Origin of the sequence: Microbacterium thalli, from assembly GCF_028737325.1 — a bacterium.
In the GTDB taxonomy this organism is placed as follows: Bacteria; Actinomycetota; Actinomycetes; order Actinomycetales; family Microbacteriaceae; genus Microbacterium; species Microbacterium thalli.
Window position 1 is genome coordinate 480,315 of the sequence record NZ_JAQZCH010000002.1, and the last position, 24,664, is coordinate 504,978.

The following is a 24,664-nucleotide window of genomic DNA, read 5'->3' on the forward strand; positions in this document are numbered from 1 at the left end:
TCATCGGCCCGCGCGGGCCTCGGCGAGCCGGCCCAGCAGCGCCGCGAGCTCAGCGGCATCCGCCACCCGGTAGGCCGCCACACTCTCTCCCCCGCCGACTCGGATGCCGATGTCACCGGCCCCGAGTGAAGCGAGAGCGTCCTCGTCGGTGACGTCATCGCCGGCGAAGAGCACGACGTCCGCGTCGACCAGCTCGCGCAGACGGCGCACCGCCGCGTCCTTGCCCTCGTGACGCGAGGCGAACTCGAGGATGTCCTGGCCCGTTCGGCGACGCCACTCGGGCGCCTCGGCGCGCACGAGCTCATCGATCCGCGCGGCGGCATCGGCTGCTCGCTGCGGATCGCTGAGGCGTGTGTGCAGGGCGAACCCGAACCGCTTGCGCTCGATCCAGGCGCCCGCCGTATCGGCGATGATCGCCTCGGCGCGGTCGGCCAGCGAGTCACGCAGCGTGCCCGCGTCGTCGACATCCGCGTCGTCCGCGCCGCCCGGGTGCCAGAACTCGGCCCCGTGCGAGCCCGCCAGGTGGATGCGCGAGTCCGGCTCGCGCTCCGAGATCTCGGCGAGGTGGGCGAGCGTACGACCGGACACCAGCGCGACGGTCGTGTCGGGCAGCGACGCCAGGCGCGTCAGTGCGTCGCGCGCCGCCGGCAGCATCCGCGCCGACATGGGCTCATCGACCAGGGGCGCGAGGGTGCCGTCGAAATCGAGCGCCACGAGCAGGTGACGCGCGTCGGTGCCGCGGGCGACCGCCGTCGCCAGGTCTTCGGTGGGGCGGGACGATGCGTCGCTCATGATTCCTCCTGCTGCTCGTCGACGGTCGAGACCGAACGGTTCGTGATGCCGTGCCCGCCCGCGGCGGCTGTGAGCGCCTCGAGGAAGGACCGCGACCAGTCGTCGACGTCGTGTTCGCGCACCCGCTTGCGGAGGGCACGCATCCGGCGCCCCTGCTCGGCGGTGGGCATCTCGACGGCGCGGACGATCGCGTCCTTGAGCCCGTCGATGTCGTGCGGGTTGATCCGGACCGCGCTCGCGAGCTCGTCCGCGGCGCCGGCGAACTCGCTGAGGACCAGGACCCCCTTGTTGTCGATGCGGCTGGCGACGTACTCCTTGGCGACGAGGTTCATCCCGTCGCGCAACGCGGTGACGAGCATCACGTCGGCGGCGAGGAACAGCGCGACCATCTCTTCGCGCGGGAAGGCCTGGTGCATGTACCGGATGGCACTGTGACCCCAGGTGTCGTTGTCGCCGTTGATGCGGGCCACCGTGAGCTCGATCTCGTCGCGCAGCTGGACGTACGACTCCACGCGCTCCCGGCTGGGGCTCGCGACCTGCACGAGCGTGACGTCCTCGACGCTCAACCGACCGTCCTGGATGAGCTCGCCGAAGGCCTTCAGCCGGTGACGGATGCCCTTGGTGTAATCGAGGCGGTCGACGCCGAGCAGCACCTTCTTCGGGTTGCCGAGGTCTTCGCGGATCTCCGCGGCGCGCGCCTGGATGTCAGGGCGCTGCGCGAGCTCGATGTAGTCGTCGGTCGAGATCGAGATCGGGAAGGCCTTCGCCAGCGCCGTCCGGTGCCCGCCGTCCGAGGTGGGAACACGGATGCCGCTCGCCCGGGTCTCGTACCGCAGCTGGCGACGGACCGCGCGGGCGAAGTTGCCGGCGTCGGCCACTCGCTGGAACCCGATGACGTCGGCGCCGAGCAGCCCCTCGAGCACCTGCTTGCGCCAGGGCAGCTGCGAGTAGAGCCCGTAGGCGGGGAACGGGATGTGGTGGAAGTACCCGATCGTCAGGTCGGGTCGCATGTCGCGCAGCAGCTTGGGCACCAGCTGCAACTGGTAGTCCTGCACCCAGACCGTGCCGCCTTGCGCCGCGACGGCGGCGGTCGCCTCGGCGAAGCGGAGGTTGACGCGCTGGTAGGCCTCCCACCAGTTGCGGCGGTAGCGGGGCGCGGCGATGACGTCGTGGTAGAGCGGCCAGATCGTGTCGTTCGAGAAGCCCTCGTAGTAGTCGGCGACGTCATCGGCGGACAACGGGACCGGCACCAGGTGCATCCCGTCGAAGTCGAAGGGATCGAACTCGAGGTCGGCCTTGCCCGGCCATCCGACCCACGCGCCCTCGGTGCTGCGCATGACCGGCTCGAGCGCGGTGACGAGTCCTCCCGGCGAGCGACGCCACTCGCCTCCGTCACCACCATCCGTGTTCCGGTCAACCGGCAGGCGGTTGGCGACGACGACGAAATCAGCGGTGCTCATGCATGCCTCCAGGCTGCGATCGGCGGTAGGCACAGCCTAGCGGCGCACCCTCCCACCTCTGCGGGCGACTACGTTTGTGCTATGCGCAAGTACCTCTTCGGCACCGGTCTCCTCTCGTCGATCACCGGCGGCATCACGCTGCTGCGCGCCGCTCGCAGCGACGAGCCCTTCACCTGGCGCACGGCGCTGGCGTGGCTCAGCTGGGGCATCACGTTCGCCCTCGCCATCGGCGCCGTCGTCGACAGCTACCGGGGTGCCCGCGGCCGCCTCATCGACGGCGACTCGAGCGTCGACCGCGACGAGTTGTTCCGCAAGCGCGTCAAGGGCAACCGCTGAGGCCGCGGCGCTCATCCCCCGCGACTGCGCGAGACCTCAGCGAGTGAGGATGAGCGCTTCGCCCTGACCGCCGCCGCCGCAGAGTCCGGCCGCGGCCGTGCCGCTCCCGCGGCGCGCGAGCTCGTGCGCGAGATGGACCACGAGCCGCGCTCCGGACGCACCGATCGGGTGCCCGAGAGCGATCCCGCCGCCGTCGACGTTGACGACGTCGTCCGACACGCCGAGCCGGCGCACCGATGCCGCGACGACCGCGCCGAACGCCTCGTTGATCTCGATCAGGTCGAGATCGGATGCCGCGATCCCCTGCTTCGCGAGGGCTCGCTCGATCGCCGCAGCGGGCTGCTCGTGCAGCGAGTTGTCGGGCCCGGCGACCTGTCCGTTCGCCCCGACCGCAGCGAGTACCGCCCACCCTTCGCGCTCCGCGCGCTCGCGGGTGGTGAGCACGACCGCGGCGGCGCCGTCGGAGATCTGCGAGGCGTTGCCCGCGGTGATCGAGCCGTCCGCCGAGAAGGCGGGGCGCAGGCGCGCAAGGGTCTCGACCGTCGTATCGGGCCGCACGCCCTCGTCGGTGTCGACGAGCACCGGCTCACCGCGACGCTGCGGCACCGTGACCGGGGCGATCTCGGCGTCGAATCGTCCCTCTCCGGCGGCGGCTGCGGCGCGTTGGTGCGATCGGGCGGCCGCAGCGTCCTGGTCCTCGCGCGACACCGAGAAACGGGGGTTGAGGCGCTCGGTGGACGCTCCCATGCTCTCGCGGTCGTATGCGTCGGTGAGGCCGTCGAAGGCCGCGTGGTCGAGCACCTCGACCGAACCGTAGCTCCACCCCGAACGGGAGCCCGGCAGCAGGTGCGGCGCGCGGCTCATCGACTCCATGCCGCCCGCGACGACGACGTCGGCGTCGCCGAGCGCGATCATGCGGATGCCGTCGATGATCGCCGTCAGCCCCGAGAGGCACACCTTGTTGACGCTCGACGCGGGGACGTCCCACCCGATCCCGCCGGCCAGCGCAGCCTGGCGAGCCGGGTTCTGGCCGTTGCCGGCGGGCAGCACCTGCCCCATGATCACGGCGTCGACCGATCCCGCGGGAACGCCCGAGCGATCGAGGGCAGCAGCGATCGCCGTGCCGCCGAGCTCCGGGGCGGAAACGCTCGACAGCGCGCCCTGCAGGCGGCCCTGCGGCGTGCGGGCGGCGGCGACGATGACGATCTCAGGAGTGGCCATCCCCCCAGCCTACGAGCGCTGCAGCCACGGCGGGTTGCGGGGCGCGGGCGGCCGCACGACCGGCGGGGGAAAGTGATCCCGCGATGTCGGAGGCCCATGGCACGATTCGAACATGTCTTCGAGTGCGGGATTCGGCAGCGACGCGGATGCCGCCGTGCTGGCCGCGCTCGTGGCGGATGCCGAGGGCGCGGTCGACGTGGTCCGCGCGGGCCAGATCCGCGAAGTGCGGGTGCTGGCTGCGGCGGGCCGACTCGCGCGAGAGCAAGCCGCGGGGGCGTCGGAGCGGGTGCAAAGCCACGAGATGGCGTTACGCGGGATCGCCGCGGAGCTCGCCGGGGTGTTCGCGGCGACCGACCGCACGCTGCAACGCCGCATCGACGAAGCGCAGGATCTCGTCGAGAACTACCCGGCAACGATGGAGGCTTGGGCGGCCGGACGCATCACCCGCGGACACGTCCGAGTGATCCAAGACGTGGGGTGCGCGGTGCCGGCTCAGGTGCGGGGCGAGTTCGAGCAGGCGGCGATCGAGCGGTGCGAAGGTGAGACGCCCAACCGCGTGCGGGACGCTCTGGTGCACCTCGCGGAGAGGCTGCATCCGCGCTCGTTCACCGAGCGGCACGAAGCGGCTGCAGCGGGGCGGTGCGTGCGCGTGCAGGCGGGGCCGGACGGGATGTCGGACCTGATCGCGACGCTGCCGACCGTGATCGCCGAAGGGGTCGTTGACCGGCTGACGCGACAGGCCCGCGAGATCATCGACGCCCGCCCGCAGGCCGACGCGGCCGGAGCGGACGCGGGCGACGCGGGCGAAGCGGGCGCGGGCGGCGCGGCCGCCGAAGCCGACGCAGACGCAGACGCAGACGCGCCGCACGGCTCGTCGTTCGCGGCGGACACCCGCACGATGGACCAGGTCCGCGCCGACGTGTTCGCCGACCTGCTGCTCGCCGGGGCACCCGCGCTCGACCCCACCGCTGACGGGGACGGCAACGGCGCGCTCGGGGCGATCCGGGCGAAGGTACAGGTCGTTGTCTCGGCGCTCACCCTGACCGGCGAGGACGACGGGCCCGCCGACCTCGTGGGACGCTCCCCCATCGACGCCGCCACCGCTCGGAAACTCGCCGGCGACAACACCGCCTGGGACCGACTCCTCACCCACCCCGTCACCGGAACCGTCCTGGAATGCGACACCTACCAACCCACCGCCGCCATGCGGCGACTGCTCCGAGCACGGGACCGGCACTGCCGATTCCCCGGATGCCGACAACCCGCCATCCGCTGCGAGATAGACCACACCCACGCGGCATCCGACGGCGGACCCACCTGCGCCGGCAACCTCGCCCACCTCTGCAAACGCCACCACGACGTCAAACACCACACCCGCTGGCGCGTCAAACAGCTCGCCGGCGGACTCCTCGTGTGGACCTCCCCCACCGGGAGGATCTACCGCGAAGACGCACCACCGCCGCTGGTCGCGTTCGCGATCGATATCGGGCAGTCCCGTCGAGACGGCATCCCGCGCTCGGGCGTGTCGCCGGGCACCACCCCGCCGTTCTGACGACGACCGGGACCCGGCAGCATCCGACGCAGACACGGACACAGACACCACCGGTGTCCTTGCGCGCCCACGAGGGCTCAACACACGAAGGCCCCGCAACTGGCGAGAGTTGCAGGGCCTTCGTGCTGGTGCACCCCCTCGGACTCGAACCGAGAACCCACTGATTAAGAGTCAGTTGCTCTGCCGATTGAGCTAGAGGTGCAGGCTGTTCGCAGTGAAGCGAACCGAGGAGAAACGTTACCACCTCGCGACTGCTCTCGCGAATCGGGGGAAAGCCGCGCGCGTCGTATCCTGGACCCGTGACCCCCACCACCCCGGATCGGACCGACCCGATCGTCGATGACCTGAGCGCGGATCTTGCGCTCGCCCTGCGCCTCGCCGATGCAGCGGACGCCGTCAGCATGGCCCGCTTCGACGCGTCCGACCTGGACATCCAGGTGAAGGCGGACGCCTCGCATGTCACCGAGGCCGACCTCGCCACCGAACGGGCCATCCGCGAGCTCCTCGCGGCCGAACGGCCGGACGACGGCGTGCTCGGCGAGGAGTACGGCACCTCCGGAGACACGCGCCGCCAGTGGATCATCGATCCCATCGACGGCACTGCGAACTACCTCAAGGGCATCCCGATGTGGACGACCCTCATCGCGCTGGCGATCGACGGTGTCCCGCGCGTCGGCGTCGCCAGCCAGCCCGCGATCGGGCGGCGCTGGTGGGCCGCCACGGGCCACGGCGCGTGGACGAACGTTCCGGGCGACACCGCGCCGCGACGGATCTTCGTCTCCGCCGTCGACGACATCGAACAGTCCAGCATCAGCTTCCAGAGCCTGCGCCAGTGGGACGAGGTCGGTCGCGCGGACCAGCTGCTCGCACTCTCGCGCCGCGTGTGGCGCGACCGCGGTTACGGCGACGCCTGGCCCTACATGCTGCTCGCCGAGGGGCGCCTCGAGTTCGTCGCGGAGTTCGGCGTCAAGGAGTACGACATCGCCGCCCACGTGCCGATCGTGACCGAGGCCGGCGGCCGCTTCACCGACATCGACGGTAACGAGACCCTGTCGACGCGCTCGTCGCTCGCCACCAACGGCACCCTGCACGCCACCTACCTCGAGCTGCTGCGCGAGACCCGCGCGGTCGGAGCCGACGCGTGACCCGCCCACACGGCCGAGCCGCCGCCGCGCTCGGCCTCATCGCCGGGCTCGGACTGCTGGCCGGCTGCGGTGCTCCCGACCCCGCCCAGACCACCCCGCCGGCCGAAGCGGCCCCGTCGTCGCCGGTCGCGACCCCGCAAGCCACCGCATCCACGCCGGCTCTTCCCGACCCGACGTGCGAGAACATCATCCGACCGGCCAGCTTCGAGGAGCTCGAATCGCAGGGCTGGGAGTACAAGCAGGAGCCCTTCCTCATCGGCGAGATGCCGATCGAGGACGGGGTGTCGTGCCTGTGGACGAACCCGGCCGAGCCGGGCGGCAACATCCTGCAGTTCGGGTGGGCGCCGCTCACCGCGGAAGAGACCACCGACGCCGAGCAGTCGCTCGAGGCCGCCGGCTGGATCCGCGAAGAGGGCACCGACGGCGTCTACCTCACGGAAGACCCGGCGTTCGCGTTGAACATCGACGCCGACGGCTACGGCATGACCTACTTCTTCGGCGAAGGGTATGTGCAGGTCGCGGACGTCAAGCAGGGCCTCGTCGTGATCGAGCGGCGCTGAGATGATCGAGACCATCACCGACGTGGCCGACCGCATCCGCGACGCCGAGATCGCGTTGCTCACGTCTTCGGTCCGCCAGGACGCGCGACGTCTGCGTGAACTGCTGCATCCCGATTTCACCGAGATCGGTCGATCCGGCCGGCTCTGGACGCGTGCCGACCTGCTCGTCGACCTCGTCGAAGAACCGACGCGGCCGACCCCCGACACCGACGAATGGACATTCCAGCCGCTGGGTGCCGACGCCGTGCTGGTGACGTTCCGGGTGATCGCCGGCAGCCGGATCAGCCGCCACTCGTCGATCTGGGACACGACCGGCGACGCGCCCACCCTGCGCTTCCACCAGGGCACGGATCTCTCGGACGGAACCCGCCCCTAGAGCCCGCGAGGGTCGAGGTCAAGGACGTGCGCCGTTCGGTCGGCGAAGGCAGAATCAGAACATGCCTGCACTTGCGATCATCCTCATCATCATCGGCATCGCGCTGCTGTTCACCGGAATCTTCGTCGAGGCGGTGAAGTTCCTGCTGTTCGTCGGTATCGCGATCATCGTCCTCGCCGTCATCGCCTGGCTGATGCGCTCGATCCGCAACAAGACCTGACCCGCACGAACGACGAAGGGGCCCGAGAATCGCGATCACGCGACCCTCGGGCCCCTTCTTCTGCTGCGACAGCGGCAATGGTGGAGATGGGGGGAATCGAACCCCCGTCCATCGCTGAGATACGGCGTCTTCTCCGGGCGCAGTCTGTAGAGGCGTTCTGCTCGGCCCCGACTTTCAGTACAGACACATAAGTCGACGGGCCCAGTCCGGGAAGAGTCCCGCGTGACGTCCGGACGCCGTCACGCAGCAAGATCCCTAGATGACGCCAGGGTCCGTGGCGGGATCACACACGGTCTGACGGACTATCGGGCTCGCTTAGGCAGCGAGAGCGAAGTCAGTGCGCTTGGATTCGGCACTTATTGGTTTACAGAGATCGTTAACGAGATAACTCTGCATCCTCGGCCCGCTTCTCGCCGACACACAGGCGATGTCGAAACCGATCATCCCCATGAGCCTTCGTGTGAAGGGCCGCTGTCGCACTGTGGAGTTGTTCCCTCGGATGCCGCAGCACCCAAGCACTACAGACTACAACCGATCGTGTTCCCACGCCATTCCCGGGGCCGCGCCCTAGAGTCGGCTCATGGCCGACATCCTCATCTCCGTCCGCGGCGAAGCCGAGCAGCGCACGGCTCCCGAGCTCGCCCAGGTGTCCGCGAGCGTGGCGACCGAGGGCGCCGAGCGGGAGGACGTCGTGGCCCGCGCCAGCGCCTCCGCCGCCTCGATGCGCGAGCGGCTCGACGTACTTCACGGCCACGGCGCGGTGACGGCCTGGTCGAGCGGTACGACCTCGGTCTGGTCCGACCGCCCGTGGGAACCCGACGGCCGTGCGCCGGAGCTGCGCCACCAGGCGACGATCGCGTTCACCGCGACCTTCGCAGACGTGGCGGCCCTCGGCGAGTGGGTGAGCACGCTCGCCGACGACGCGACGGTGCGGATCGCTCACGTCGAGTGGCACCTCTCCCCCGCCACGCGCACGCGCATCGAGCGCGAGCTGGCGACCACCGCCGTCGGGGTCGCCGTCTCGCGCGCCTCGGCCTACGCCGCAGCCCTCGGCCTCGGATCCGTCGAGCCGACCGAGATCGCCGACGTCGGGCTGCTCAGCGGTGCGGATGCCGCGCCCCCGGCGTCCGCGTTCACCCGCACTGCCCTGCTGGCGGCAGACGGCGCCAGCGGCGGCATCGATCTACGCCCTACCGAGATCGTCGTCTCAGCAGCCGTCGAGGGTCGTTTCATCGCCCGGTGACGGCGAGGCCGACCCGCTGATGGCCGCCGCGAAGCGGCCGACGTGACGGGGCGACCGGATCAGTCGCCGAGGCGGTTGCGCGAGCGCATAGCGCGTTCGGCTTCGCGCTTGTCCTCGCGCTCGCGGATGGTCTGACGCTTCTCGAACTCGCGCTTACCCTTCGCCACCGCGATCTCGACCTTCGCGCGTCCGTCCGAGAAGTACAGGCGCAGCGGGACGAGCGTGTAACCGCCCGCGCTGACGGCGTGGGACAGCTTGATGATCTCTTCCTTGTGCAGCAGCAGCTTGCGGGTGCGCTTGGCGGCGTGGTTCGTCCAGTGACCCTGCGAGTACTCGGGGATGTTGACCGCGTCGAGGAAGGCCTGCCCGTTGTCGATGTAGGCATACCCGTCGGTGAGGTTGGCGCGCCCCTGACGCAGCGACTTCACCTCGGTGCCCGTCAGCACGAGGCCGGCCTCGTAGGTCTTCTCGATCGCGTAGTCGTGGCGGGCGCGCTTGTTGCTCGCGACGAGCTTCTCACCCTGTTCCCTCGGCATGGCGCGCCTCCTTCCTGTGCTGCACGGGCGCAGCCCTACAGTCTACGGGCAGCAGCGGCCACGCGGCCACCGCATGACCTCACGCCGCCGCGAAGTCAGGCGCGCAGCCACCGACGGATCGCGAAGCCCGCCGAGACCGCCGCCAGCAGAACACCGAGCACGATGACGGCCGGGACGACGAGCGCCACATCGCCCAGATTCACCCAGTTCGTCACGAAGTCGATCTGCGACGACAGGTACTGCCCCACGCCGAACTGGACCATCGCGACGATCGCGACACTGGCGAGCGCCGATCCGATGAGCGCCGCGAAGACGCCCTCGAGGATGAATGGCGTCTGGATGAACCGGTTGGATGCTCCGACGAGGCGCATGATGCCGAGCTCGCGGCGCCTCGCGTAGGCCGACAGTCGGATGGTCGTGGCGATCAGCAGCACCGCGGCGATCAGCATGAGCCCAGCGATACCGATCGCGACATAGGTGGCGACGGTCAGCGCCGAGAAGAGCGGATCGAGGTACTGCAGTTGGTTCGCGACCTCTTCGACACCGTCGAAGTCTTTGAAGGCCTCGCTGATCACGTCGCTCTGCGATGGATCGACGAGATTGACCCAGTACGTGTTGTTGAGCTGTTCGGCGCTGACGAACTCGGAGTAGTCCTGCCCCATGAGATTCAGGACGTTGTCGTACGCCTCCTGGCTGCTCTCGAACCGGACGCCGCTGACGACACCCTCGAGCGCCGGAGACGAGAGCCGTTCGGCGACGGCTGCGAGCTGCTCCTCCGTGGCCGCGCCGTCGGCACAGTTCTGAACGGATGCATCCTCGCGGCACATGTAGACGGCGACCTGAGCGCGATCGACCCAGTAGTCCTTCGTCTTGCCGATCTGCATCTGCATGAGCATCGCGGCGCCGACGAAGGTCAGCGACACGAATGTCACGAGCACGACGGAGATCACCATCGAGGCGTTGCGGCGCAGTCCCGTCAGGGCCTCGCCGAGGATCAGACCGACTCTCATGACGTGGGCCCCACTTCGTCGCGCCGGTCATCGCTCTGACCGAGACCCAGCTTCTTGGCGACGTCGGGCAGCCCGAGCCCCGCCAGGTCGATGTCCGGCGCCACGATCGGGATCGCACGCGTGGACTCACCGACGGGCGGGGGCGGTTCCGAGACGGTGTCGGGCTCGTCGGGGACATGCGCGGTCGGCGGCGTCTCGGCGATCTCGCGCTGCAACTCGAGCACCGCCGTCAGCGCCGCGACGGCCGCGGCGCCTCTGACCGGCTCCGGCTTCAGGCTCGGAAGAGCCGAGGTGTCGCCGTACCCGCCGCCCACCTCGTCGCGCACCATGACGCCGCCGCTGAGCTCGATGACGCGGCGCTGCATCTGGTCGACGAAGCCGGCCTCGTGCGTGGCCATGACCACCGTCGTACCGTTGGCGTTGATCCGCGCGAGCAACTGCATGATGTCGACGGATGTCGCGGGGTCGAGGTTTCCGGTGGGCTCGTCGGCAAGCAGCACCTGCGGACGGTTCACGATGGCGCGGGCGATCGCCACGCGCTGCTGCTCACCACCCGACAGCTCGTGGGGAAGACGCTTCTCTTTGCCGGCCAGACCGACGAGCGCGAGCGCCTCGGGCACGGCCTGCGAGATGAACGCGCGCGATGAGCCGATGACCTGCAGCGTGAACGCGACGTTCTGGAAGACGGTCTTGTTCGGCAGCAGCCGGAAGTCCTGGAAGACGGCGCCGATGTGCCGGCGGAAGTACGGGACCTTCCGCGTCGACAGACCCCGCAGGTCGCGGCCGAGGACGACGACGCGCCCCTCGCTCGCGACATCCTCGCGCAGGATCATCCGCAGACACGACGACTTGCCCGACCCGGAGGCGCCGACGAGGAAGACGAACTCGCCGCGCTGGATCTCGAAGTCGACATCGCTGAGCGCGGGCTTCGAGGTGCCGCGATACCGCTTGCTGACGTGTTCGAACCGGATCATGACTCGACGAGCCTAAGCGGCGGTGCCGCGGAAGCCGAACGCGACACCCGCGCGCCGCGGCATCCGCACGTCAGGGGACGATCAGGCGTCGTCGTCCTTGCGCTTGCGCCACCGGATGCCGGCGGCGATGAATCCGTCGAGGTCGCCGTCGAACACAGTGGCGGGGTTCCCGACCTCGTGCCCGGTGCGCAGGTCCTTCACAAGCTGCTGCCCGTAGAGGAAGTACGAGCGCATCTGGTCGCCCCAGCTCGCGGTGATCGTGCCCGCTAGCTCCTTCTTCTTCGCGGCCTCCTCCTCGCGCTGCAGCAGCATGAGGCGGGTCTGCAGGACGCGCATCGCCGCGGCGCGGTTCTGGATCTGCGACTTCTCGTTCTGCATCGACACGACGATGCCCGTGGGGAGGTGGGTGATGCGGACGGCCGAGTCGGTGGTGTTGACGGACTGACCGCCGGGCCCGGAGGAGCGGAACACGTCGACGCGGATGTCGTTCTCGGGGACGTCGACCTCGACGGCCTCCTCCATCACGGGGATGACCTCGACGGCGGCGAAGCTCGTCTGGCGCTTGTCGGCCGAGCCGAACGGGCTGATGCGCGCGAGGCGGTGCGTTCCGGCCTCGACCGACAGCGTGCCGTAGGCGTACGGCGCGTCGACCTGGAACGTGGCCGACTTGATGCCCGCGCCCTCGGCGTACGAGGTGTCCATGATCTTGACCGGGTACTTGTGGCGCTCGGCCCAACGCAGGTACATGCGCAGCAGCATGTCGGCGAAGTCGGTCGCGTCGTCGCCGCCCGCACCCGAGCGGATCGTCACCACGGCGGAGCGCTCGTCGTACTCGCCGTCGAGGAGGGTCTGCACCTCGAGCTGGCCGATGACGTCCTCGAGCTGAGCGAGTTCCTTGCGCGCCTCGTCGGCGGATTCCTCGTCGTCCATCTCGAGCGCGAGCTCGACGAGGACGTCGAGGTCGTCGAGGCGACGCTCGACGTCTTTGACGCGCTTGAGCTCGGCCTGCCGGTGGCTCAGCGCACTGGTGACCTTCTGCGCCTTCTCGACGTCGTCCCAGAGGTCGGGGGCACCGGCCTCGTCGGACAGGCGAGCGATCTCGGCCTGGAGTGCCTCGACGTCGACCACGGCCTGGATGTCGGCGAACGTGGAGCGCAAGGCCTGGATGTCGGCGGAGATATCGAATTCGAGCATGGCACTCCAGAGTAACGTGGAACAGATGCCAGCCAGCGACGACAACGAGCCGATCCGTCGGGTTCTCTGGCGACTCGCTCCGATGATCTACGGGCCCACCACCCTGTTCGGTCTCGGCGAGGGAGCGGTCATCCCCCTCATCCCCGTCATCGCGGTGCAGCTCGGTGCCGACGTCGCCACGTCGGCACTCGTCGCCTCGGCCCTCGTCGTCGGCCAGCTCTGCGGCAACATCCCCGCGGGGTGGGCCGTGGCCCGCATCGGCGAACGCGCGACGATGATCATCGCCGGACTGCTCGCTCTCGTCGGCGTCGGCGCGATGGCCCTCGCCCCCGCGCTCGGCGTGTTCGCGGCATCCGTCTTCCTCATCGGCATCTGCGCGGCCGCGTTCGGCGTCGCCCGGCACGCGTTCATGACGACGCGCGTGCCGCTGACCTTCCGCGCCCGCGCCCTGTCGCTGCTGGGCGGGAGCTTCCGGCTCGGAATGTTCGTGGGCCCGTTCATCGCGGCGGCGCTGCTGTGGATCTTCGGCGACGAGCACGCGACGATCTGGTTCTTCGGCGTCTGCCTCATCGCGATGATCGTCCTCGTCGCCTTCGGGCCGGAGCCCGAGAAGCGGCTCGGGCCCCCGCCCGCCATCGCCCGCACCGTCGACGGCGAAGCGATCACGACCGCCCCCGTCCGCACCCGCCGGACACCCGGCACCGGCGTCGTGCGCACCGCGTGGCGCAACCGCGACGTGCTCGCGCGCCTCGGCGTGGCGGCGGCATCGCTGTCGGCGCTGCGCTCGACCCGCCAGGTCCTGCTGCCGCTGTGGGGCGTCGCGATCGGCCTCGACGGGTCGACGATCGCCCTCGTGGTCGGCGTCTCGGGGGCGATCGACTTCGCGCTCTTCTACGCCAGCGGTCAGGTGATGGACCGGTTCGGACGGCTGTGGGCCGCTCTGCCGGCGATGCTCCTGATGGGCTCCGGCCTCATCGCGCTGGGGCTGACGGCGGCCAGCGCGCAGCCGGAGCTGTGGTTCGCGCTCTTCGCCGCGGTTCTCGGTGTCGGCAACGGCCTCTCGAGCGGCATCTTGCTGACCCTCGGCGCCGATGTCGCTCCCACCGCGAATCCGGCGCCGTTCCTTGGTTCGTGGCGCACGTTGACCGACGCCGGCGGCGCCGCCGCTCCCCTGCTGGTCTCGGGCATCACCGCGGTCGCGTCGCTGCCGGTCGCGGCGGTGGTCATGGGCGGCCTGGGGCTCGTGGGGGCGCTCGGGTTCATCCGCTGGGTGCCGCGGTTCGTGCCGCGGCGTCCGAGCGAGGACCGACCATGACACGGTCGCGCACCCGCCGCTCCGCCGCGCACGTTGCGACGACTCTCGCCACCGGTGCCATGCTCGTCGGGCTCACCGCGCTGGTCGGCTGCTCGAACATCGAAACGGATGCCGCTCCCCCGCCTGTCCCGGACGCCGGCGAGGTCACCGCCGACACATCGCCGGCAGGCGCGGTGGTTCCGCCGCCCGCCGGCGCGCGCCCGGACTACCAGTTGGGCGGCGCATACGAGCCGGCCGCGGGTGTGGGGATCGTGGGACGCGACCGCGAAGCCGAACCCGCGGAGGGCCGCTACTCGATCTGCTACGTGAACGGGTTCCAGACCCAGCCGAACGAACAGCAGCTGTGGGAGCCGGATCTGATGCTGACCGTCGCCGGCGAGCCGCTTGCCGACCCGGACTGGCCGGACGAGATCCTGCTCGACACCTCGACGACGCAGAAGCGCGACCGCATCCTCTCCCGCGTCGAGCCGTGGATCCGCGGCTGCGCGGAGGCGGGGTTCGACGCGGTGGAGTTCGACAACCTCGACTCGTTCACCCGCTCCGAGGGTCTGCTCGATGTCGAGGCGAACCTCGCCCTCGCGAGCGCCTTCGTCGGGGTGGCCCATGACGCAGGGCTTGCGGCCGGACAGAAGAACGCCGCCGAGTACGCCGCGCGCCTGCGCGAAGAGGCGGGATTCGACTTCGCCGTCGTCGAGGAGTGCGCGGCCTACGCCGAGTGCGGCGAGTACACCGCCGTGTACGGCGACGCGGTGGTCGATATCGAGTACACCGACAACCTGCCGCGCTCCTGGTCGACCATCTGCGCCGACCCGGCGACACCGCGATCCGTCGTGCTGCGCGACCGCGACCTGACCGTCGAAAGCGATCCTCAGCACATCGCCAGGCATTGCTGAGGCACATCTTCGTCTGACTCGTCGTCGCCGCGCAAGCCATTTCATGCCACTCTGGGCTGCCGGATAAGTTGCTGAGCGACCGAGGGAGATCGATGGTCTTCGAGACGACCGTGCATCGACACGAGACGCGACGCGAGAGCGCGCGTCGCGAGCGCTCGGCGACGCGCCGGATGGCGCTGATCCGACTCGTCATCGTGCTCGCGGCCGTCTCGGGCATCAACTACGTCACCTGGCGTTGGCTCGCCTCCGTGAACTGGGAGGCGTGGTGGATCGCGGTCCCCCTCGTCGTGGCCGAGACCTATAGCCTCATCGACTCGCTGATCTTCGCGCTCGGAGCGTGGCGCCTGCGCGAGCGCCACGAGGCTCCGCCGATCACGCGGCCCGTCACCGTCGACGTCCTGGTGACGACGTACAACGAGCCCCTCGACCTCGTCATGCGCACAGCACGCGCGGCCCTCGACATCCGCTACCCGCATCAGACCTGGATTCTCGACGACGGCGACCGCCCCGAGCTGCGCGCGCTGGCCGAGGCCGAGGGCATCGGCGTCATCACGCGCTCGCAAGCCTGGAGCGACCGCCCGCGGCACGCGAAGGCGGGCAACCTCAACAACGCGCTCATGGTGACCGAGGGCGAGTTCTTGCTCATCCTCGACGCCGACCAGGTACCCAAGCCGCAGATCCTCGACCGGACGCTGGGGTGGTTCGAGGACGACGGCGTCGCACTGGTGCAGACGCCGCAGTGGTTCGTCAACGTTCCCCCCAGTGACCCGCTCGGCAGCCAGGCGCCGCTGTTCTACGGCCCCATCCAGCAGTCGAAGGACGGTTGGAACGCCGCGTTCTTCTGCGGCTCGAACGCCATCCTGCGCCGCGAGGCCCTGATGCAGTTGGGCGTTTCCCGCTACGTCGACGAGGTGACTCTCGCCGTCAACCGCGGCGTGCGGTCCTCGCGCCGCATTCTCAACCGCGCCCGCCAGGAGCACGGCGGCGACCCGCGCATCGCGTCGGCGCTCGACGCGGTCGGCGCGGCCCTCGACGAGGTCAAGGTGGAGATCGCCCGCGGCGATGCGCTCGCGGACGTGACCTACGCCTTCCAGGCACGCATCGATCGGGTGCGCCGCGAACTCACCGATCAGGACATGGCGAGCGTCCGTGACGAGTTGCGCGCCCTCGCCGAGATCACCGGCGACACCGAGGCGCTGGCGGTGATCGACGAGGTGACCCTCGACGCGCTCGGCGACCGCAGCCTCTCACCGCTCGGAGCGCTGGAATCCATCAGCATGCTGGTCTCGTCGTTCGAGGTCGGCCGCGACGAAGAGGCGCAGGCGATCATGCCGCTGGCCACCATCTCGGTCACCGAAGACATGGCGACGTCGATGCGGCTGCACGGCCTGGGCTGGAAGTCGGTCTATCACGACGAGGTGCTCGCGGTGGGCCTCGCGCCCGAAGACCTGCCGACCATGCTCACGCAGCGACTGCGCTGGGCGCAGGGCACGATGCAGGTCATGTTCCGCGAGAACCCGCTCGTGCAGCGCGGCCTCAGCTGGGGTCAGCGCATCATGTACTTCGGCACCATGTGGAGCTACCTGGCCGGTTTCGCCGGCATCGTGTACATCGCCGCGCCGGTGCTGTACCTCTCGTTCGGCGTCATGCCGGTGCAGGCCTGGAGCGTGGACTTCTTCGCCCGCTTCATCCCGTTCTTCGTCCTCAACCAGCTGCTGTTCCTCGTCGTGGCCAACGGCAGGCCCACATGGCGCGGCGCCCAGTACTCGCTCGCCCTGTTCCCGGTGTGGATTCAATCCGTCACCACGGCGTTCGGCAACGTGTACCGGGGCCGCGCGCTCGGCTTCTCTGTCACGCCCAAGACCCGCGCGACCGAGGGACGCCCACGCTGGGATCTCGTGCGACCGCAGCTCATCGCGATGGCCGCACTGGTGCTCTCGCTCGTCGCGGTCGCCATCCGCTACGCGGTGGGTCAGGCCGAAGGCATCGCCCCGCTCATCAACATCGTCTGGGTGCTGTACGACCTCATGGTGTTCAGCATCATCATCCGCGCCGTGCTCTACACGCCGCCCTCGGACCTCGAACTGAAGGAGAACTGACCCATGATCGATCTCGATATCGACGTGCGAGACAACGGTCGGGTCGTGCGACCGCACGGCCGCCTGACGATGGTGTCGGCGCGCGAGTTCCGCGAGCGGGTCAACGAGGAGATCAGCGCCGCGCCCGACGCCCTGGTGGTCGTCGACCTGTCAGATCTGCAGTTCATCGACTCGTCGGGGCTGGGCGCGCTCGTGGCCTGCCTGAAGTCCGCGCGCCAAGCCGGCGGCGACCTGCGGCTCGCGGCGCCCACCGAGCAGATCACGATGGTGCTCGGCTTGACCAACCTCGACCGCGTGCTGCGGCCCCGCGCGACCGTCGAGGAGGCGCTCGTTGACTGAGAAGATCGAGCGCTCGCTCCTCGCGGACGTCTCGCTCGAGAGCGTCGAGGCGGTCCACGACCTGCTCTTGGAGTGGTTCGAGGAGGCCGGCGACGTCGACCCCCGTGTCCGCTTCGCGTTCGAGACCGCCGTGGTCGAGATCGCGGGCAACATCGTCGAGCACACCGTTGCCGCTCGCGGTGCCGAAGGGCGCCACTTCACGGTCCAGCTCGTCGCCGACGAGGCGATGCTGACGGCCACGTTCCAGGATGACGCTCAGCCCGCCGAGCTCGACCTCAGCGCGGTGACGATGGCGGAAGAGGGCGCCGAGGACGGCCGCGGGCTCGCCCTCGCGCTCGCCAGCGTCGACCGGCTGGAGTACCGCCACGAGGGCGGGCGGAACATCTGGAGCATCGAGTGCCGGCGAGGCTGAAGCGCGCCATCGGCGGGATGCTGTCGGCGATCGGCCTGGCCGTCGCGGTGATGCTCATCGCAGCTCCCGCCGCCCAGGCGGCCGCCGACGACCCCGCGGACGTTTCCGCGGACGACGGGCTCTGGTGGGGCGCCGAACTCGACTGGGGCGCCGACGGGCCCGACGGGTACGCCGACCGGCTCGGCGAGACCCCCGCGATGTATTCGATCCGGCTGTCGTACCCCCTCGATGAGCGGGCGCGTCAGGACTGGATGCGCGCGGCGACGTCCGCCTCGGCTCAGGGCGCCGTCCTGGTGCTGAGCATGGAACCGCGGACCATCCTCGGCGATCTCACCCGCGACGACGCCATCGCGTTCAACGAGATGCTCGAGCGCATCAACCGCGACTACGACACGCACCAGCTCGTCCGCTTCGCGCCCGAGATGAACGGGTCGTGGGAGGAGTGGGGCCAGCAGCCGCGAGAGTTCGTCCGCGCGTTCGAGACAGTCGCCGACGTCGTTCACGACGGTGCTTCGGATGCCGAGATGGTGTGGGCTCCCTCGTACGGTGCGGGCTACCCGTTCGAGCGGGCGGACGGGCGGCTCGAGGAACTCACCGCGACCGATCGGCGCCTCCTCGACACCGACGGCGACGGCCTGCTCACCGAGGCCGACGACCCGTACGGCCCCTACTTCCCCGACCCCGATGCGGTCGACCGCGTCGGGCTCACGATGTTCTACTTCGGCAAGGGCGAGGCCGGTGCCGCCGCCGGCCGAGATGTTCCCCTGCAGGGCAATGAGGCCCCCGAGCCAGGCGAGGTGGCTGAGCGCTTCGCGGAACGGTGGGGCTACACGGTGCCCCAACCGGCGTCGTTCTACGACCGCTTCGCCGTCGACGAGGACCGGCCGCTGCTGCTCGACACCGGCGCCCTGTACGACTTCGCCCTGACCGGAGACTCCGAGCTCGCGGTGAAGCAGGGCTGGTGGCGGCAGGTGCTGGCCGAAGCGGCATCCCATCCCCGCCTGAACGCGATCACGTGGCTCGAGACGGTCCGGACCGAGGCCGAGGCGGGCGCGAAAGAGGTCGATTGGCGGGTGACCGCGTCGAGCGAACTGGCCGGCGCGCTGCGCACCGACCTCGACGCCGCGGGCGTGCGGTGGGGTCCGATCACGCAGGTCATCACGCCGCAGGAGGGCTCCGCGAGCACCGTCCAGGTGCGGCAGGGCAACGACGAGATGAACTGGATCACCGGCAGCGCCGCGGTCCTGGCCATCGCCTTCCTGCTCTCGGGCGTCATCGGGCGGCTGCGTCCCGCGTGGCGCTACCCCGACGACTCGGCCACGCGCGACCTCCGCATCGACATGGTGCGCGGCTTCGTCATCATCGTCGTCGTCGTCACGCACATCGAGGTGCTGAGTCCGTACTCCCTCGCGTCGTTGAACGTCATCGGCGCGATCACCGGTGCCGAGCTGTTCGTCCTGCTCAGCGGCATCGTGCTGGGCATGGTCTTCCCGGCGGCCGTCAGACGCGGCGGCGAATGGGCCGCCGCCGTCGGCGCCTGGGCTCGAGCGCGCAAGCAATACCTCGTCGCGCTCGCCGTCATCCTGATCGTCTTCATCCTCAGCTTCGTGCCGTTCATCGACGCCACCCCGGTCACGACGTTCACCGACCGGGGCACGGGCGCCGACGGCGAGGCCACGACGGGCCGGGTCTACGACCTGTACCCGAACGCCGACCGCCTGCTCGACTACCCGCCGCCGTGGTACGCGGTGCGCCAGTTCCTGCTGCTCGAGATGGGGCCATGGCCCTTCAACATCATGGGCCTGTTCGTCGTCCTGAGCCTCGCTTACCCGGCGATCATGTGGCTGATCAAGCGGCGGATGTGGTGGCTCGTGCTCGCCCTGAGCTGGGGCCTGTACGCCGTGCACGTATTCGTCCCCGGTTTCGCGCCGCTGCCGTCGCAGTTCAACGCGGTGTTCCCGCTGCTGGCCTGGCAGGTGCTCTTCACCCACGGACTCGTGATCGGGTATTACCGCCGCCAGATCATCGCCGCACTCACCTCGCGGCCGGGCAAGATCCTCGTCGGCGTGTTCGTCGTCGCGTACGCCGGGTTCCTGGTCTACCTCTGGGCGGGCGACCGGTACGGGTTCACGCCCACGCCGTTCCCCGCCGACCTGTACGCAATGCTGTACGACTCGGGCTACCAGCGCATCGACCTCAACTGGGGCCGGCTCATCGACCTGCCGCTGGTCCTCGTCAGCAGCTACGCGGTGCTGACCGTCGCGTGGAAGCCGATCGACAGGATCATGGGCTGGCTGTGGATCCCGCTGGGTCAGGCGAGCCTGTACGTCTTCATCGTGCACGTGTTCTTCGTGCTCGCCGTCGCCAACATCCCCGGCCTCGACCGCCAGAGCTTCTGGCAGGGAACGCTCATCCACACGGCTGTCATCGCCATCATCCTGCTGATGGTGAAGCGGAAGTTCCTCTTCTCGGTGATCCCCCGCTGAGGGGCGTCTCGGTGCGCGGCGTCCCGAGCCCGTGGCCTCAGCGCACCGAGACGACGACGGCGGTGACGTCGTCGTCGACGACGTGCTCGGAGACGCGGATGGCGAGCCGGTCGAAGAACGCCTCCGCCTCGCGGGCCCGACGCAGGTCCTCGCCGATGAGGCGGAGGCTCTCGAGGGTGCAGTCGTAGGCGTCGAGCGCACCGTCCGAGACGCTCACGATCAGGTCACCGGAAGCGACGGTCGTCTCCCCCGCCTCCCAGTCCGCGTCGACGGGCCGGAGCCCGAGTGGCAGGTTGCGTGAGCTCAGTCGCTCCGTCGAGCCGTCCGGGCGCAGCAGCAGTGTGAGGCCGTGGCCGGCGTCGACGTACGAGACGCGGCCCGAACGCGGGTCGATGACCGCGTGGAAGAGGGTCGCGAACGTCTCGCGGTAGCGCGGCTCGTGGCGCGCGAATTCCTCGACCGAGAGCATCGCTGCGACGGGCTCGAGGTGCGCGCGGTCCTGCAGCGCCGAGATGAGCTCCTCGGCGAAGCTGCCGGCGACCTCGCCCTTGCCCATCACGTCGGCCAGCGTCACGATCACGCGGTCGCCTAGCTGCTGCCAGCTGCTGCGGTCGCCGCTGACACGGCCGTACGGGATCGCCAGCGACGCCAGGCGCACCTCGCCGCCCGCGAGCTGGTCCGCGTGCGCCGTCGGCGCGGCGGCGGGGTCGCGCTCCACCGCCGCGGGGTCGCCCGGGGCGACGGCATCCGGGTCATCGGCAGGGTCGTCCATCCGCATCTCGGCCTGCGCCCACAGCCCGAGCTGCTCGAAGGCCTCGCGGTCGGAGTCCGTCAGCTCGCGCGGGGACGTGTCGAGCAGGCAGAGGGTACCGACCGTTTCGCCGGCTTCGGTATGGATCGGATAACCGGCGTAGAACCGGATGCCGTGCTCGGCGACGATCGCCCGGTCCGCGAACCGCGGGTCTTCGCGGCCATCCCGGACCTCGAGCACGGCCGGCTGCTTGACGGCCTCACCGCAGAAGGAGTCCTCGATGGGCGTGTGCCGGAAGTTCGAGGTGGACGGCTGCGATTTCGTGAACACCGTCTCGGAGTTCACGACGTTCATCACCGCGAAGTCGACCTGGAACCTTTCGCGCGCGAGCCGCGTGATGCGGTCGAATCGCTCCTCCGGCGGGCTGTCCATCAGTCCGAGCCGGACGACGGCTTCGTCGTTCGCTGCGATCTGCTGAGTCATGAGTGGGCTCCCCCTCCACGCATCTACCGTTGTTCGACCCTATCCATCGTGACGCACCCGGCGAGGGGATGGGCGCGTTCCGGATCAATTCGCGCGCGTCATCGCAGCAGCGTTCGGCTGGTCGCCGTCGCCTCGATCCGCACCCCCGCGGGGACGAAGAGCGTCGACACCGGCGGATGCCAGGTCGTTGCCACGGTCACGCGCGCGGACAGGCCGTCGGGGCTCCTCGCACTCACGAGCGATGCATCCGGCGTCGCCTCGACGACCTGGCGCGCCAGCGCACCGATCGCGTCGGGATCGAGACGAGCGGATGCCGCACCCCCGTCGACCACGACGGTGAAGCCATCCGTGGCGGCGAGGGCAGCGGCATCCGCCACGGTGTCGGCGTGCTTGCGCGCAAGGTACAGGCTCGACGCGTCGATCGTCACGAGCACCAGCACGACGGCGAGCGCCGCATATCCGAGCGCGAGGATCAGGACGCTGCCGTCCTCATCGCGCCGCAGAGCCCCGCTCAGGCCGCGCATGCGGCCGCTCATCGCGTTCCCCATAGCCGGGACATGCGCTGCACCGCGACCGCGTCGACGGGAACACGGGCCCAGCGGTCGAGCCCGAGCACCGGCGGCAGCAGCGGCAACGGCACCTCGGTGCGTGCCGTCACGGTGACGAGGCCCCCGGCCTGCGGGCAGACGCCCGCGCCCGGGCACGAGACGCGCAGGTCGATGGTGCCCGGCTCGACGCCGTACTCGTCGGCGATGGCTTGGGCGATCCGTGCGGCGCTGCCGTCGGCGGCATCCGGTCCGCTCGCGACGGCGATCGCGCGAGCGACGTGCCGCGCGGTGGCCTGGGTGGCGAGGGCATGGGTGTGCACGACGCCCAGCACCACCGCGAGGTAGGTGATGGGCACGAGGAGGATCAGCCCGGCGACGAGGAACTCCAGCGAGGCCGAGCCCTCGTCGGCGGGGCCCAGCGTCCGCGCCGGCCGGGCGTCAGACCGGGTCGTCTGCCGGGGCATGGGCCGTCACCTCCCACCCGCCGGGCACACCCAGGAGACCGACGAGCGGCACCGTGACCCGGAGCGACACCTCGATCGCGGGGTAGCCGTGCGATGAGGTCCGGCGCACGTCGGCGCCCTGGACGAGGTCCGCGCCGACCGTGCGGGCGACGACCTCGCGTGCCCGGTCGCCGCCCGCGTCGTCGGGTACGTCGGCGAGCGCCGCGTGGTAAGCCCCATCGAGCGCAGCGTCGTGTGCGACTGCTCGCACGTAGACGGCGAGCGCGACCTGCAGGACGCCGAGGGTGAGGAGAGTGAGCAGCGCGCCGACCATCACGAACTCCGCCGCCGCGGAGCCCCGCTCGTCCGCAGCGAGCCTCACGTCACAGCCCCGACACCCGCGCGATCGCTTGCTCGAACAGGTTCGACAGCGCCGGTCCGGCGAGCGCCCAGATGACGACGACGAGCCCTGCCGTCATGAGGGTGACTAGCAAAGTAGCTTTAGGGGTATGCAACGTGTGGCCGTGTATTTACGCATCTCGCTCGATCAGACCGGCGAAGAGCGCGCCGTCGAGCGCCAACGTCAGGACGCGATGAAGCTCATCCAGGAGCACGAGCGCGACGACTGGGTGCTGCACGACATCTACCAGGACAACTCGGTTAGCGCGTCACGACGCGAAAAGAAGCGCGAGCACTACGACCGGATGGTTCGTGACTACGAGGCGGGTCGGTTCTCGATCATCGTCTGCTACAACTTGGACCGGCTCACCCGCCAGCCCTCCCAGCTAGAAGAGTGGATCGAGCGCTCCGAGAAGACTGGTCTCCGCATCGTCACGCTGACGGGTGAGGCCGATCTAGGCGACGACGACGGGCGCCTGTTCGCGCGGATCAAGGTAAGCGTCGCCAAAGCTGAAGTGGAGCGCATGGGCGCTCGCCGTAAGCGAGCGAACGAACAGACCGTAGCGGCGGGTCGTCCGGCCCCTGGACGGCGCCCCTACGGCTGGGAAAAGGACGGCGTTACTCTTCGCGAAGACGAGGCCCAGGTGGTGCGGTCCATCTACAGCGCCGTGCTGTCCGGGGATAGCCTGCGTGCACTCGTGCGAGACCTCAATGCCCGCGAGGTGCCCAGCCCTCAGAGCACGCCCTGGACGGCGTTCAAGCTGCGCCAGGTCATCGACCGCGAGCGCAACTACGGGGCGCTGCTGCGCTACGGCGTTGAGCAGCCCACGAGCCTCATTCAACCCATCGTCTCCAAGGACGAGCACGAGCAAGCCCAGGCCATCATCGCCGGTCGCGCCCAGCCCGGTCGCAAGCCTGAGAAGCATCTCCTCTCTGGACTCGCGACGTGCGCGATCTGCGAGAGACGCATGGGCGCCAAGGGCCTCAAATCGCGAAACGCCGGAGAGCGCGAGCCGTACTACGTGTGCAACAGCCGGATCAATCGCACCCACGAGAGCGACGGCAAGGTGCACCCCACGATCCGCGCCCACATCCTGGAGGCACGCGTCCGCGAGGAGGTCGTGAAGGCGTTCCTCTACGGTCCTGCTGAGTTGTTCCCCGGAAGCGACGACGGGGGCGTCGCAGAGGCGTCTGTGCGCCTCCAAGAGGTGCGGAAACGGATAGGTCGAGTCGAAGATGCCATTGAGGCTGGGACGATGCAGAAGGGCCGTGCAGCGTCCAGGATGGCCGGTCTTCACCGAGAGGAAGCTGCGGCGCTCGCCGTGGTCACAGAAGCCCAGGCGCGGGCTGCGACCGGACGGTTCGCGGATATCCGACGCGGCCTGTTCCGGCCCGGTCAGCGCGTTAGCTTCGAGAGCGTCGCGGGGGTGCGCCAGGAGATGGGCCTCCGCTACGACGCGCTGAGCTTCGACCAGAAACGGGATCTCATCTGGGCACTGCTGGAGATCCGCGTCGAGCGGGGCTACGGCGCGAAACGGGCTCGCCTGCGGCATCTCGTGGTCACCCATCTGAACGACGACTACCAGGAGGAACTGTGAGCGACGAGCTCGACCTGGACGCCCTAGTAGCGGGCGGCGCTCTCGACTCGCAGGAGGAGCGGCGGCGTCAACGGCTGCAAACGCTCGCCGTCGTGGCCGACCATGCGTTCCGCACCGATGTGTCGTACTCCATCGACATGGCCAAGGCCGGATGGGAGGCGGTCGAGGGGAGGGCGGCGCGGGCGAAGGCGGCGAAGGCCCGTGCCGCGAGACGGCGCATGTCCAGAGGTGCGTTGTAGCTATCGCGGCCCGCTCGCCCGGCGCTGCGCGCCGTTGTCC

Annotated in this window: 26 protein-coding genes, 1 tRNA gene and 1 other RNA gene; 15 read left to right on the forward strand and 13 right to left on the reverse strand. The window is 69.8% G+C overall.

From position 1 onward, the window contains the following. Entirely contained in the window at nt 1-792 is a 792-nt protein-coding gene (gene otsB / locus PUW82_RS10165) for a trehalose-phosphatase (RefSeq protein ID WP_274222175.1), read from the reverse strand. Further along, on the reverse strand, nt 789-2,252 hold the full coding sequence (locus tag PUW82_RS10170) for an alpha,alpha-trehalose-phosphate synthase (UDP-forming) (protein ID WP_274222176.1): 1,464 nt from the start codon (nt 2,250-2,252) through the stop codon (nt 789-791). Before PUW82_RS10170 ends, otsB begins: the two co-directional genes overlap by 4 nt. A gap of 81 nt (nt 2,253-2,333) precedes the next feature. Here PUW82_RS10170 and PUW82_RS10175 point away from each other — a divergent pair, with 81 nt between their 5' ends. Then, complete coding sequence (locus tag PUW82_RS10175) at nt 2,334-2,588, forward strand: hypothetical protein (RefSeq protein WP_274222177.1); 255 nt, start codon at nt 2,334-2,336, stop codon at nt 2,586-2,588. Between the two features lie 36 nt (nt 2,589-2,624). Here PUW82_RS10175 and PUW82_RS10180 read toward each other — a convergent pair whose 3' ends face one another. Continuing rightward, nucleotides 2,625-3,809, reverse strand: a complete 1,185-nt coding sequence (locus tag PUW82_RS10180; protein WP_274222178.1) for an acetyl-CoA C-acetyltransferase — start codon at nt 3,807-3,809, stop codon at nt 2,625-2,627. Nucleotides 3,810-3,921: 112 nt separating this feature from the next. Here PUW82_RS10180 and PUW82_RS10185 point away from each other — a divergent pair, with 112 nt between their 5' ends. Beyond that, nucleotides 3,922-5,361 carry an HNH endonuclease signature motif containing protein gene (locus tag PUW82_RS10185; protein ID WP_274222179.1) on the forward strand — a complete coding sequence of 480 codons (1,440 nt, stop codon included), beginning with the start codon at nt 3,922-3,924 and terminating at the stop codon, nt 5,359-5,361. A 126-nt stretch (nt 5,362-5,487) separates the two neighbouring features. On the opposite strand, the gene PUW82_RS10190 is transcribed toward PUW82_RS10185, so the two are convergent. Next, nucleotides 5,488-5,563 (reverse strand) — tRNA-Lys (locus PUW82_RS10190). A gap of 97 nt (nt 5,564-5,660) precedes the next feature. Here PUW82_RS10190 and PUW82_RS10195 point away from each other — a divergent pair. From PUW82_RS10195 to PUW82_RS10210, 4 genes are all read left to right on the forward strand, one after another. Next, a complete protein-coding gene (locus PUW82_RS10195; protein ID WP_274222180.1) occupies nt 5,661-6,506 on the forward strand; it encodes an inositol monophosphatase family protein in 846 nt (281 codons plus the stop codon). Beyond that, nucleotides 6,503-7,066 (forward strand): hypothetical protein, encoded by a 564-nt coding sequence (locus PUW82_RS10200; protein ID WP_274222181.1) that lies wholly within the window; start codon nt 6,503-6,505, stop codon nt 7,064-7,066. Before PUW82_RS10195 ends, PUW82_RS10200 begins: the two co-directional genes overlap by 4 nt. Before the next feature lies 1 nt (nt 7,067). After that, nucleotides 7,068-7,442 (forward strand): nuclear transport factor 2 family protein, encoded by a 375-nt coding sequence (locus tag PUW82_RS10205; protein WP_274222182.1) that lies wholly within the window; start codon nt 7,068-7,070, stop codon nt 7,440-7,442. 61 nt (nt 7,443-7,503) lie between these two features. Beyond that, on the forward strand, nt 7,504-7,662 hold the full coding sequence (locus tag PUW82_RS10210) for a hypothetical protein (RefSeq protein WP_274222183.1): 159 nt from the start codon (nt 7,504-7,506) through the stop codon (nt 7,660-7,662). A 78-nt stretch (nt 7,663-7,740) separates the two neighbouring features. Here PUW82_RS10210 and ssrA read toward each other — a convergent pair. Beyond that, nucleotides 7,741-8,110, reverse strand: a transfer-messenger RNA (tmRNA) gene (gene ssrA / locus PUW82_RS10215). A 132-nt stretch (nt 8,111-8,242) separates the two neighbouring features. Here ssrA and PUW82_RS10220 point away from each other — a divergent pair. Beyond that, a complete protein-coding gene (locus tag PUW82_RS10220; protein ID WP_274222184.1) occupies nt 8,243-8,905 on the forward strand; it encodes an SIMPL domain-containing protein in 663 nt (220 codons plus the stop codon). A 59-nt stretch (nt 8,906-8,964) separates the two neighbouring features. Here the strand turns inward: PUW82_RS10220 and smpB are convergent, their stop codons facing one another. The 4 genes from smpB to prfB all read right to left on the reverse strand — a co-directional run bounded on the left by smpB (nt 8,965) and on the right by prfB (nt 12,619). Next, entirely contained in the window at nt 8,965-9,441 is a 477-nt protein-coding gene (gene smpB, locus PUW82_RS10225; protein WP_274222185.1) for an SsrA-binding protein SmpB, read from the reverse strand. A gap of 95 nt (nt 9,442-9,536) precedes the next feature. Further along, the gene (gene ftsX, locus PUW82_RS10230; protein WP_274222186.1) at nt 9,537-10,451 is read right to left on the reverse strand and encodes a permease-like cell division protein FtsX; all 915 of its coding nucleotides are present in this window, start codon (nt 10,449-10,451) and stop codon (nt 9,537-9,539) included. Then, on the reverse strand, nt 10,448-11,425 hold the full coding sequence (gene ftsE / locus PUW82_RS10235) for a cell division ATP-binding protein FtsE (RefSeq protein ID WP_274222187.1): 978 nt from the start codon (nt 11,423-11,425) through the stop codon (nt 10,448-10,450). Before ftsE ends, ftsX begins: the two co-directional genes overlap by 4 nt. 81 nt (nt 11,426-11,506) lie before the next feature. After that, nucleotides 11,507-12,619 (reverse strand): peptide chain release factor 2, encoded by a 1,113-nt coding sequence (gene prfB / locus PUW82_RS10240; RefSeq protein WP_274222188.1) that lies wholly within the window; start codon nt 12,617-12,619, stop codon nt 11,507-11,509. Between the two features lie 25 nt (nt 12,620-12,644). Here prfB and PUW82_RS10245 point away from each other — a divergent pair, with 25 nt between their 5' ends. From PUW82_RS10245 to opgC, 6 genes are all read left to right on the forward strand, one after another. Further along, nucleotides 12,645-13,934, forward strand: a complete 1,290-nt coding sequence (locus PUW82_RS10245; RefSeq protein WP_274222947.1) for an MFS transporter — start codon at nt 12,645-12,647, stop codon at nt 13,932-13,934. Next, nucleotides 13,931-14,827: an endo alpha-1,4 polygalactosaminidase gene (locus PUW82_RS10250; RefSeq protein ID WP_274222189.1), complete on the forward strand. Its 897-nt coding sequence runs from the start codon at nt 13,931-13,933 to the stop codon at nt 14,825-14,827. The genes PUW82_RS10245 and PUW82_RS10250 overlap by 4 nt, the downstream gene beginning before the upstream one ends. 170 nt (nt 14,828-14,997) lie before the next feature. Then, nucleotides 14,998-16,926, forward strand: a complete 1,929-nt coding sequence (locus tag PUW82_RS10255; RefSeq protein ID WP_274222948.1) for a glycosyltransferase family 2 protein — start codon at nt 14,998-15,000, stop codon at nt 16,924-16,926. A 3-nt stretch (nt 16,927-16,929) separates the two neighbouring features. Continuing rightward, a complete protein-coding gene (locus tag PUW82_RS10260) occupies nt 16,930-17,265 on the forward strand; it encodes an STAS domain-containing protein (protein ID WP_274222190.1) in 336 nt (111 codons plus the stop codon). Further along, nucleotides 17,258-17,677: an ATP-binding protein gene (locus tag PUW82_RS10265; protein WP_274222191.1), complete on the forward strand. Its 420-nt coding sequence runs from the start codon at nt 17,258-17,260 to the stop codon at nt 17,675-17,677. Before PUW82_RS10260 ends, PUW82_RS10265 begins: the two co-directional genes overlap by 8 nt. Then, nucleotides 17,662-20,163 carry an OpgC domain-containing protein gene (gene opgC / locus PUW82_RS10270; RefSeq protein WP_274222192.1) on the forward strand — a complete coding sequence of 834 codons (2,502 nt, stop codon included), beginning with the start codon at nt 17,662-17,664 and terminating at the stop codon, nt 20,161-20,163. Before PUW82_RS10265 ends, opgC begins: the two co-directional genes overlap by 16 nt. Nucleotides 20,164-20,200: 37 nt before the next feature. Here opgC and PUW82_RS10275 read toward each other — a convergent pair whose 3' ends face one another. The 4 genes from PUW82_RS10275 to PUW82_RS10290 all read right to left on the reverse strand — a co-directional run bounded on the left by PUW82_RS10275 (nt 20,201) and on the right by PUW82_RS10290 (nt 22,770). Next, a complete protein-coding gene (locus PUW82_RS10275; protein WP_274222193.1) occupies nt 20,201-21,397 on the reverse strand; it encodes a SpoIIE family protein phosphatase in 1,197 nt (398 codons plus the stop codon). 98 nt (nt 21,398-21,495) lie between these two features. Next, nucleotides 21,496-21,933, reverse strand: coding sequence for a pilus assembly protein TadG-related protein (locus PUW82_RS10280; RefSeq protein ID WP_274222194.1), 438 nt, complete (start codon nt 21,931-21,933; stop codon nt 21,496-21,498). Beyond that, nucleotides 21,930-22,409: a TadE family protein gene (locus PUW82_RS10285; protein WP_274222195.1), complete on the reverse strand. Its 480-nt coding sequence runs from the start codon at nt 22,407-22,409 to the stop codon at nt 21,930-21,932. The genes PUW82_RS10280 and PUW82_RS10285 overlap by 4 nt, the downstream gene beginning before the upstream one ends. Continuing rightward, a complete protein-coding gene (locus PUW82_RS10290; protein WP_274222196.1) occupies nt 22,384-22,770 on the reverse strand; it encodes a TadE/TadG family type IV pilus assembly protein in 387 nt (128 codons plus the stop codon). The genes PUW82_RS10285 and PUW82_RS10290 overlap by 26 nt, the downstream gene beginning before the upstream one ends. Nucleotides 22,771-22,912: 142 nt before the next feature. Between PUW82_RS10290 and PUW82_RS10295 the strand changes: the two genes are divergently transcribed. Together PUW82_RS10295 and PUW82_RS10300 are read left to right on the forward strand one after the other, a co-directional pair. Next, nucleotides 22,913-24,385 (forward strand): recombinase family protein, encoded by a 1,473-nt coding sequence (locus PUW82_RS10295; protein WP_274222197.1) that lies wholly within the window; start codon nt 22,913-22,915, stop codon nt 24,383-24,385. Continuing rightward, nucleotides 24,382-24,624: a hypothetical protein gene (locus PUW82_RS10300; protein WP_274222198.1), complete on the forward strand. Its 243-nt coding sequence runs from the start codon at nt 24,382-24,384 to the stop codon at nt 24,622-24,624. Before PUW82_RS10295 ends, PUW82_RS10300 begins: the two co-directional genes overlap by 4 nt. Nucleotides 24,625-24,664 lie beyond the last annotated feature (40 nt).

What these genes read in the sequence shown, in the direction of transcription:
- PUW82_RS10245 (WP_274222947.1), top strand. Translation starts at nt 12,645, where the DNA reads ATGCCAGCCAGCGACGACAACGAGCCGATCCGTCGGGTTCTCTGGCGA.
- ftsE (WP_274222187.1), bottom strand. Translation starts at nt 11,425, where the DNA reads ATGATCCGGTTCGAACACGTCAGCAAGCGGTATCGCGGCACCTCGAAG.
- PUW82_RS10260 (WP_274222190.1), top strand. Translation starts at nt 16,930, where the DNA reads ATGATCGATCTCGATATCGACGTGCGAGACAACGGTCGGGTCGTGCGA.
- PUW82_RS10255 (WP_274222948.1), top strand. Translation starts at nt 14,998, where the DNA reads ATGGCGCTGATCCGACTCGTCATCGTGCTCGCGGCCGTCTCGGGCATC.
- PUW82_RS10285 (WP_274222195.1), bottom strand. Translation starts at nt 22,409, where the DNA reads ATGCCCCGGCAGACGACCCGGTCTGACGCCCGGCCGGCGCGGACGCTG.
- PUW82_RS10205 (WP_274222182.1), top strand. Translation starts at nt 7,068, where the DNA reads ATGATCGAGACCATCACCGACGTGGCCGACCGCATCCGCGACGCCGAG.
- PUW82_RS10250 (WP_274222189.1), top strand. Translation starts at nt 13,931, where the DNA reads ATGACACGGTCGCGCACCCGCCGCTCCGCCGCGCACGTTGCGACGACT.
- PUW82_RS10275 (WP_274222193.1), bottom strand. Translation starts at nt 21,397, where the DNA reads ATGACTCAGCAGATCGCAGCGAACGACGAAGCCGTCGTCCGGCTCGGA.
- PUW82_RS10185 (WP_274222179.1), top strand. Translation starts at nt 3,922, where the DNA reads ATGTCTTCGAGTGCGGGATTCGGCAGCGACGCGGATGCCGCCGTGCTG.
- PUW82_RS10180 (WP_274222178.1), bottom strand. Translation starts at nt 3,809, where the DNA reads ATGGCCACTCCTGAGATCGTCATCGTCGCCGCCGCCCGCACGCCGCAG.
- otsB (WP_274222175.1), bottom strand. Translation starts at nt 792, where the DNA reads ATGAGCGACGCATCGTCCCGCCCCACCGAAGACCTGGCGACGGCGGTC.
- smpB (WP_274222185.1), bottom strand. Translation starts at nt 9,441, where the DNA reads ATGCCGAGGGAACAGGGTGAGAAGCTCGTCGCGAGCAACAAGCGCGCC.
- PUW82_RS10220 (WP_274222184.1), top strand. Translation starts at nt 8,243, where the DNA reads ATGGCCGACATCCTCATCTCCGTCCGCGGCGAAGCCGAGCAGCGCACG.
- PUW82_RS10210 (WP_274222183.1), top strand. Translation starts at nt 7,504, where the DNA reads ATGCCTGCACTTGCGATCATCCTCATCATCATCGGCATCGCGCTGCTG.
- PUW82_RS10170 (WP_274222176.1), bottom strand. Translation starts at nt 2,252, where the DNA reads ATGAGCACCGCTGATTTCGTCGTCGTCGCCAACCGCCTGCCGGTTGAC.
- PUW82_RS10175 (WP_274222177.1), top strand. Translation starts at nt 2,334, where the DNA reads ATGCGCAAGTACCTCTTCGGCACCGGTCTCCTCTCGTCGATCACCGGC.
- ftsX (WP_274222186.1), bottom strand. Translation starts at nt 10,451, where the DNA reads ATGAGAGTCGGTCTGATCCTCGGCGAGGCCCTGACGGGACTGCGCCGC.
- PUW82_RS10280 (WP_274222194.1), bottom strand. Translation starts at nt 21,933, where the DNA reads ATGAGCGGCCGCATGCGCGGCCTGAGCGGGGCTCTGCGGCGCGATGAG.
- prfB (WP_274222188.1), bottom strand. Translation starts at nt 12,619, where the DNA reads ATGCTCGAATTCGATATCTCCGCCGACATCCAGGCCTTGCGCTCCACG.